Raw genomic sequence first — 7,052 nt, 5'->3', positions numbered from 1 at the left:
GGCGGCCGCGCCCCGCCGGCAGCAGCGGGAGGACCTGTTCGGTGCTGGCGGCGTCGTCGAACACCAGCAGCAGCCGGCGGTCGGCGGCGGCCGAGCGGAACGACGCCGCGCGTTCCGCCACGCCGGCGGGCACGTCCTGGTCGCGGACGCCCAGTCCCACCAACAGCTGCCGGAGGGCGGAGGCGGGTGGCACGGGTCCGTTCCGCCCGTCGGCCCCGCCGAGGTGCACGAAGAGCTGACCGTCGGGATAGGCAGCGCGCACCCGGTGCGCCCAGGTCACCGCCAGTGCGCTCTTCCCCGCTCCCGGCGCTCCGGCGAGCACGACGATCTGCGGGCGGGAGTCCGCGCGTTCCTCACCGGCCAGGTGTCGGCGCTCCCACAGTTCACGCAGTCTCGCGAGCTCCCGCGCGCGGCCCGTGAACCCGCCGACCTCGGCGGGCAACTGCCGGGGCGCGGCGCTGTCGCGACCGGCGGTGACCGCCGGTCGGTTCCCGGACCCGAGCAACACCGGGTCGTCCCGCAGCACGCGTTCGTAGGTCCGCTGGAGGTGGGGTGAGGGGTCGACGCCGAACTCCTCGCGCAACCGCCGTCGAACGTCCTGGTAGCGGGCGATCGCGTCCGCCCGGCGCCCGAGCCGGTACAGGGCGACCAGGAGGTGCGCCGCCAACCGTTCCCGGAGCGGGTGCTCGTCCAGCAGCCGGACGAGCTCCGCCGTGACCAGTCCCTCCCGGCCGAGTTCCAGGTCCGCGGTGACCCGCTGCTCGACCAGGTCGAGGCGGAACTCCTCGATGGAGTGAGCCAGCGTGCCGAGCACGCCCTCGTCGGCGAGGTCGCCCAGGCTCGGCCCCCGCCAGAGGCTGAGCGCCTGGCGCAGCAGCCGGGCTCGCCGGTCCGGCCCGGGGTCGTCGTCACCGTCCACTCGCGCCGACGCGGCGAGGTCGCGAGCCCGCACCAGGTCGATCAGGCCGCCGTCCACCTCGATGCGGTAGCCGGGGGCCTTGGTGCGGATATCGGCCAGCGAGCCCCCGGGGAGGGCCGCCAGTCGCCTGCGCAGCCGCGAGACGTAGCCGTGCAGGATCGTGCGGGCGCTGGCGGGCGGGGAGTGCTCCCACAGCATCTCCGCGATGCGTTCGGTGGGGACCACGGTGCCCCGGTTCAACAGCAGCAACGCGAGAACGCGCCGCATCGCCCGGCTGCCGAGCGGCACCGGCCGCCCGTCCACGGTGACCTCGACCGGACCGAGCAGGAGGAAACGCGCTCCTGGTTCCCCGCCGGTCGTGCCGTCGCCGTTCAGCACCGCCTCGTCGCCTCCATCACCGCTTCCGGGCGGACGACCCGCTCCCTGCCTCGATTCGACAACGTAGGCGCTCGCCGAACTCTCCGTGACCGCTTCACCGTACTGACCGGGGGCAGGGCGGCGGCAGGGATCGCGGCCCCGGCGTCGGTCGGTGGCTCCGGTTCGGCGCTGGCCGGTGCGCCGATGCCCCGGCTCTCCGGCCCCCGCGCGGAGGCAGCGGCCAGGCGCTCGGCGAGGCGCGCATCCACCCGCGCCTCGGGTCCTGGCGGCGGGAGCCGCCCCCTCACCCGCGATCCGCGCGACACCCCGACGCGGCCGGTGCGGTCACCCGCCGCTCACCTCCAGCTACATCTCACCCGGAAGGAAAGCGTTCACTCCCCCAGGAAGGTCAGCGCCGGCGAGACGACACCACCCCTGGCGCACGGCGTGTCCCCAGGTGAGGGGCGCTTCCACCCTTATGGGTGATCCACACCGACTACTGTCGACTCGTTGACATCCTGGTGTGGAGGGCACGTGGCTACAGCGACCACCGTGGTCGACCGGGCTGCGGGCTGCCTGCTCGGCGGAGCGCTGGGAGACGCGCTCGGCGCCCCGGTCGAGTTCCACCAGCTCGCCGAGATCCGCCGCCGGCACGGGCAGGACGGCGTCACCGAGCCGGGCAAGCCGGCACTGATCAGCGACGACACCCAACTCACCCTGTTCACCGCCGAGGGCTACCTGAGCGCGTGGGTGCGGGGGAAGCACCTCCAGATCTGGGACCCGGCCCGCGAGGTCTGGAGCGGCTACCGGCGGTGGCTGCGGACCCAACAACGCAAGCGCCCCGACCGCGACGCGGTGGGGCTGCTCGCCGATCCCCGGCTCTACGCCAGGCGCGCACCAGGCCTGGCCTGCCTCCGCGCCCTCTCCAGTGCGGAACCCCCGACCCAGGGCGAGCAGTACCAGCGGGCGAACGGGTGCAGCGGCGTGGTGCGCGCCGCCCCGGCGGGCTTCGCACCCACGGGGGAACTCGCCTACGAGATGGGGTGCGAGTTCGCCGCCCTCACCCACGGCCACCCGGCCGCCTGGGCTCCCGCCGGCGCGCTCGCGCTCCTCGTGCACCTGGTGGCGGTCCGCCGACGGTCGCTGCCCGACGCCGTGGACCAGGTGACGGGACGTGTGCTGCGCGACCACCCCGACACGGCGGAGAGCCTGGCCTCGGCCGTCCGCCTCGCCGAACGGGATCTCGGAGCCGCGCGCGCGTCGCTGGAAGCCAGGGCGTTCGGCCGGACTCCCCCGGAGGGCGGTCCGGGCGCGGAGTCGGTGATGAGCCTCGGTCCCGGCTGGGTGGGATCGCAGGCGCTGGCGATCGCCGTCTACTCGGCGCTCACCCACCGCAGGGCCGCGCAGTTCCCGGACGCGTTGCGGCTGGCGGTCAACCACTCCGGTGACAGCGACTCGACGGCCAGCGTGACCGGGAACATCCTCGGTGCGTTGCACGGCACCGCGGTGCTGCCCCGACCGTGGTTGGCGCGGCTGGAACTCGCGGACGTCATCGAACGCGTGGGCCACGACCTCGGCGCCACCTGCGCCGGTGACACCTTCGAGGAGCAGCGCTACCTGGTCGCCTGACGCGGGGTTGCGCGGGGCCGGCACGCGGGCCGCCCGGTGCCGCCGTCCGGTGTCCCCGGCGGGATCGGCACCACCTCTGGTGCGCGACCGGGGGCCGTGGGCCCCCTCGCCAACCAGGACCAGCGGTCCAGGAAGCGGGGGAGCCCACGGCCCCCGGAGTTCACTCCCGCGGTGGCGTCACCGCGCCAACGGGCTGAAGTCGGACCGGTTCGCCACGAAGGACGGCCGCGGCTGCGAAGCGGCGAACGGCTCCGCGGGGGTGTTCTCCACGCTGTTGAACACGATGAAGATGTTCGAACGCGGGAACGGCGTGATGTTGCTGCCCGAGCCGTGCATCGAGTTGGAGTCGAACATCAGCGCCGAGCCGGCCGGCCCGGTGAACTGCTCGATCCCGTGCTCCGCCGCCAGCTTGCTGATGCTGTCCTGGTCCGGGACGCCGATCTCCTGTTCCCGGAGGGACTCCTTGTAGTGGTCGTCCGGGGTGGCTCCGACGCAGGAGACGAACGTGCGGTGGGCACCCGGCATGAGCATCAGCCCGCCGTTGAACGGGTAGTTGTCGGTCAACGCGATCGAGATGCTCACCGCCCGCATCCTCGGCATCCCGTCCTCGGCGTGCCAGGTCTCGAAGTCCGAGTGCCAGTAGAAGCCGCGCCCCTTGAACCCGGGCATGTAGTTCACGCGGCTCTGGTGCACGTAGACGTCCGAGCCGAGGAGCTGCCGGGCGCGGTCGAGGACTCTCGGGTCCGTCGCGAGCCGACCGATCTCCTCGCTGATCTTGTGCACCTCGAAGATCGAACGGACCTCGTTGGAGGACTTCTCCACCACCGTGCGCTCGTCCGCCTTCACCTCCGGGTCGGACGAGAGCCGCGTGAGCTCCTGCCAGAACTTCTGCACCTCGGCCGGTGTCAGCAGCCCCTCGACCGTCAGGAAGCCCTTCTCGTCGTAGGACCGCAACGTGTCGCCGTCGATCGGCCCGGAGTCCACCCCCGGCCAGACCACCGGATCCTCTCGCTTGATCAGCGCCGGCTCCGTCCCGACCCGGGTCGGGTAGAGGTCATCGGTCTTCACGTCGGCCACAGTCATGTGATTGCCTCCTAGGCGAATTCCCGATCGGCGACCCGCGGGAGACGCGGGTCGATCCGCGATGTGGTGGTGGTCCGGGCTCGTCGGTGTTCGGGTCCCGGGACTGGTGTCCCGCCCGTCGACGCCGAGGCGGCGCCCGCCCCGCGCCGATCTCGCGGTCGACATCCCCACGTCCCGGGATACGGGTCAGGTGGTGGTGGCGTCAACCCCTCTCATCGCTACCGAAGCCCGTCGTCCCCGGCTCACTCCACGTTGGCCGCCTTCGCGGGCGCCTGCTCGTCCTGCTCCGCCTTCTCCACGATCAGCGGGTACACGCCGTTCTCGTCGTGCACCTCACGCCCGGTGACCGGTGGGTTGAAGACGCACACCGTGCGGATGTCCGTCCTCGGCCGCACCTGGTGGTGCTCGTGTCCGTCGAGCAGGTACAGGCTGCCTGGAGCCAGCGGGAAGGTCTCGCCGGTCTCCTTGTTCGTGATTTCCCCTTCACCCTCGACCACAAACACGGCCTCGATGTGGTTGGCGTACCAGAAGTCGTTCACCGTGCCGGCGTAGAGCGTGGTCTCGTGCACCGAGAACCCGACGCCCTCCTTGGCCAGCACGATGCGCTTGCTGCGCCAGTTCGGCGTCTTGATGTCGCGCTCGGTGTCCTCGATCTCGCTCAATGACCGTACGATCACGTTTGACTCCTTTGCCTTTTTCTCCGAGGGCGCCTGACGGCCGGCACGACGGACCGCGCGCGCCACTCCCTGTCCGGTCAGCGGGCGCAGACCGCCCGCACCGCGTCCACGACGATGTCGAGACCGCGTTCCAGCTCCTCGTCGGTCACGGTGAGCGGGGGCATCAGCTTGAGGACCTCGCTGTTGGGTCCCGAGGTCTCCATCAGCAGCCCTCGTTCGAAGGCTGCCGTGCTGGCCCGACCCGCCAGTGCCGGCTCGGCGAACGCCACCCCGCGCGCCAGTCCGCGTCCACGCGGTTCCAGCCCCGCCGGCTTCAGCTCCTGGGACAGCTCCTCGAGGCAGCGCCCGATCTGCTCCCCCTTGGCCAGGGTGCTCTTCTCCAGTTTGTCGCTGGTCCAGTACTCCTGGAGCGCCTTCGTGGAGGTCACGAAGGCCGGGTTGTTGCCCCGGAAGGTCCCGTTGTGCTCGCCCGGCTCCCAGACGTCCAGCTCGGGGCGGAGCAGGGTCAGCGCCATCGGGAGGCCATAGCCGCCGATCGACTTGGAGAGGCAGACGATGTCCGGCTGGACCCCGGCGATCTCGAAGCTGAAGAACGGACCGGTACGACCGCAGCCCATCTGCACGTCGTCGACGATGAGCAGGATCCCGTGGCGTTTGCAGAGTTCAGCGAGGGCCCGCAACCACTCCGCCCTGGCGACGTTGATGCCGCCCTCGCCCTGCACCGTCTCCACGATGACCGCCGCCGGTTCGTTGAGCCCGCTACCGCTGTCCTCCAGCAGCCGCTCGAACCAGATAAAGTCCGGGGTCCGCCCGTCCAGGTAGTGGTCGTAGGGCATCGGGGTGGCGTGCACCAGCGGGATCCCCGCCCCGCCCCGCTTCATGGAGTTGCCGGTCACCGAGAGGGCGCCGAGGGTCATCCCGTGGAAGGCGTTGGTGAAGTTGATGATGGACTCGCGCCCCGTCACCTTGCGCGCCAGCTTCAGCGCGGACTCCACCGAGTTGGCACCGGTCGGCCCGGGGAACTGGATCTTGTAGTCGAGGTTCCTCGGCTCGAGGACCACCCGTTTGAAGGTCTCGAGGAACTCCCGTTTGGCGGCGGTCTGCATGTCGAGACCGTGCGTCACCCCGTCCCGCCGGATGTAGTCGATCAGTGCCTCCTTGAACACGGGATTGTTGTGCCCGTAGTTCAGGGCGCCGGCACCGGCGAAGAAGTCCAGATACGGCTTTCCGTTCTCGTCGAAGAGTTCGCTGCCGAGCGCACGGTCGAATACCGTCGGCCAGGTACGGCCATAGCTGCGAACCTCGGATTCCAGGCTCTCGAAGACGTTCACGATTCTCCGTCCGTTCTAGGATTGCGATATCTGCACCGGCGGCGACGGACTCACCCGGCGGGAGACCGCGCGACGACGTCGCTCCCGGGACCGGTGATCGCTTCGTGGATCTTGGTCGCTGTCGTGGGATGACCGTCGGGTCAGGTTCCGGAGGAGGTGGGGCGGAAGGGACCGATTCGGTACAGGTCCTCGCCCTCGTGCGAATCCGGGAAGGCGTCGGCCGGGAAGAGCTCCCGGCGCTCGAGCTCGGTGCCGCGGTTCCTGGCAAGGGCGCTGAACAGCCGGATGGATGCCGTGTTGTCCGGCGTGATGGTCGTTTCGAGGTAGCGGACGCCGGTGTGGGTGACCCGGTCCACGAGCTCGCGGAGCATGCCGCCGGCCAGCCCGCGACCACGGTGGCGTTCGTCGACGGCGACCTGCCACACCATGATCGTGTCGGGCGCGTCCGGACGCACGTACCCGCTGACGAATCCGCCGACCACACCGTCCACACGGGCGACGACCGATGTCCGGGAGAAGTCACGGCACCACAGCACGTAGGCGTAGGACGAGTTCAGGTCCAGCACCCCGGAATCGCGCGCGAGGCGCCACATCGCGGATCCGTCCGACACATTCGGCGATTCGATCGCCACCTGCGCCACTGACCCACTTCCGCTGCTTTCAGAATTCGGGTGTGCCGTGGTCATAATTCGTCAACCTAACAGAGGTGCCGTTTCCCGGCAGATCTGCGAATGCGCGACCCCGCATCTACCAGTGGATTCGCAGAAAACAGCGTGACAAGAAGCACATTAACCTTGATTTAACATGGGCAATTGTGCTAGGCTGCGCCGGCGTTCATCGGCCGGGTGACTGCTCACCCCTGGAACGGGTGATGTTTGTATCCCCATACCGCACATCGCGCCCACTCAGCGTGATGTTTCACTGATCAACCCACCGTAGGGCGGATCTTCTCGCCCCGCATCTCCTGAACGGGCGAGTCGATCCCGCTCCGGGCCACTGCTGGGAACGCCACCACCCCGCCGCCGACCCACGGGCTCCGGACCACCCGCACCGGGA

General features: G+C 70.2%; 6 protein-coding genes. 1 reads left to right on the top strand and 5 read right to left on the bottom strand.

All coding sequences use genetic code 11. The annotated features are described in order from the left end of the window. The coding region (locus tag ACTIDRAF_RS29790; protein ID WP_016700308.1) for an AfsR/SARP family transcriptional regulator at positions 1-1,297 on the bottom strand (1,297 nt) is incomplete at its 3' end. A gap of 513 nt (positions 1,298-1,810) precedes the next feature. Between ACTIDRAF_RS29790 and ACTIDRAF_RS0218965 the strand changes: the two genes are divergently transcribed. Further along, positions 1,811-2,905, top strand: a complete 1,095-nt coding sequence (locus tag ACTIDRAF_RS0218965) for an ADP-ribosylglycohydrolase family protein (RefSeq protein ID WP_157163137.1) — start codon at positions 1,811-1,813, stop codon at positions 2,903-2,905. A 177-nt stretch (positions 2,906-3,082) separates the two neighbouring features. On the opposite strand, the gene thpD is transcribed toward ACTIDRAF_RS0218965, so the two are convergent. The 4 genes from thpD to ectA form a co-directional block, all read right to left on the bottom strand. Next, positions 3,083-3,988: an ectoine hydroxylase gene (gene thpD, locus ACTIDRAF_RS0218960; protein WP_016700306.1), complete on the bottom strand. Its 906-nt coding sequence runs from the start codon at positions 3,986-3,988 to the stop codon at positions 3,083-3,085. Between the two features lie 242 nt (positions 3,989-4,230). After that, complete coding sequence (locus ACTIDRAF_RS0218955) at positions 4,231-4,665, bottom strand: ectoine synthase (protein ID WP_026066275.1); 435 nt, start codon at positions 4,663-4,665, stop codon at positions 4,231-4,233. Between the two features lie 77 nt (positions 4,666-4,742). Next, on the bottom strand, positions 4,743-5,996 hold the full coding sequence (gene ectB / locus ACTIDRAF_RS0218950) for a diaminobutyrate--2-oxoglutarate transaminase (protein ID WP_016700304.1): 1,254 nt from the start codon (positions 5,994-5,996) through the stop codon (positions 4,743-4,745). Between the two features lie 140 nt (positions 5,997-6,136). Continuing rightward, positions 6,137-6,682 carry a diaminobutyrate acetyltransferase gene (gene ectA / locus ACTIDRAF_RS0218945; RefSeq protein ID WP_026066273.1) on the bottom strand — a complete coding sequence of 182 codons (546 nt, stop codon included), beginning with the start codon at positions 6,680-6,682 and terminating at the stop codon, positions 6,137-6,139. Between the last annotated feature and the right edge of the window lie 370 nt (positions 6,683-7,052).

It is taken from the genome of Actinoalloteichus spitiensis RMV-1378 (genome assembly GCF_000239155.1).
Lineage (GTDB): Bacteria > Actinomycetota > Actinomycetes > Mycobacteriales > Pseudonocardiaceae > Actinoalloteichus_B > Actinoalloteichus_B spitiensis.
The sequence above is the reverse complement of the archived record's forward strand: the minus strand, read 5'-3'. Positions and strand labels throughout refer to the sequence as shown.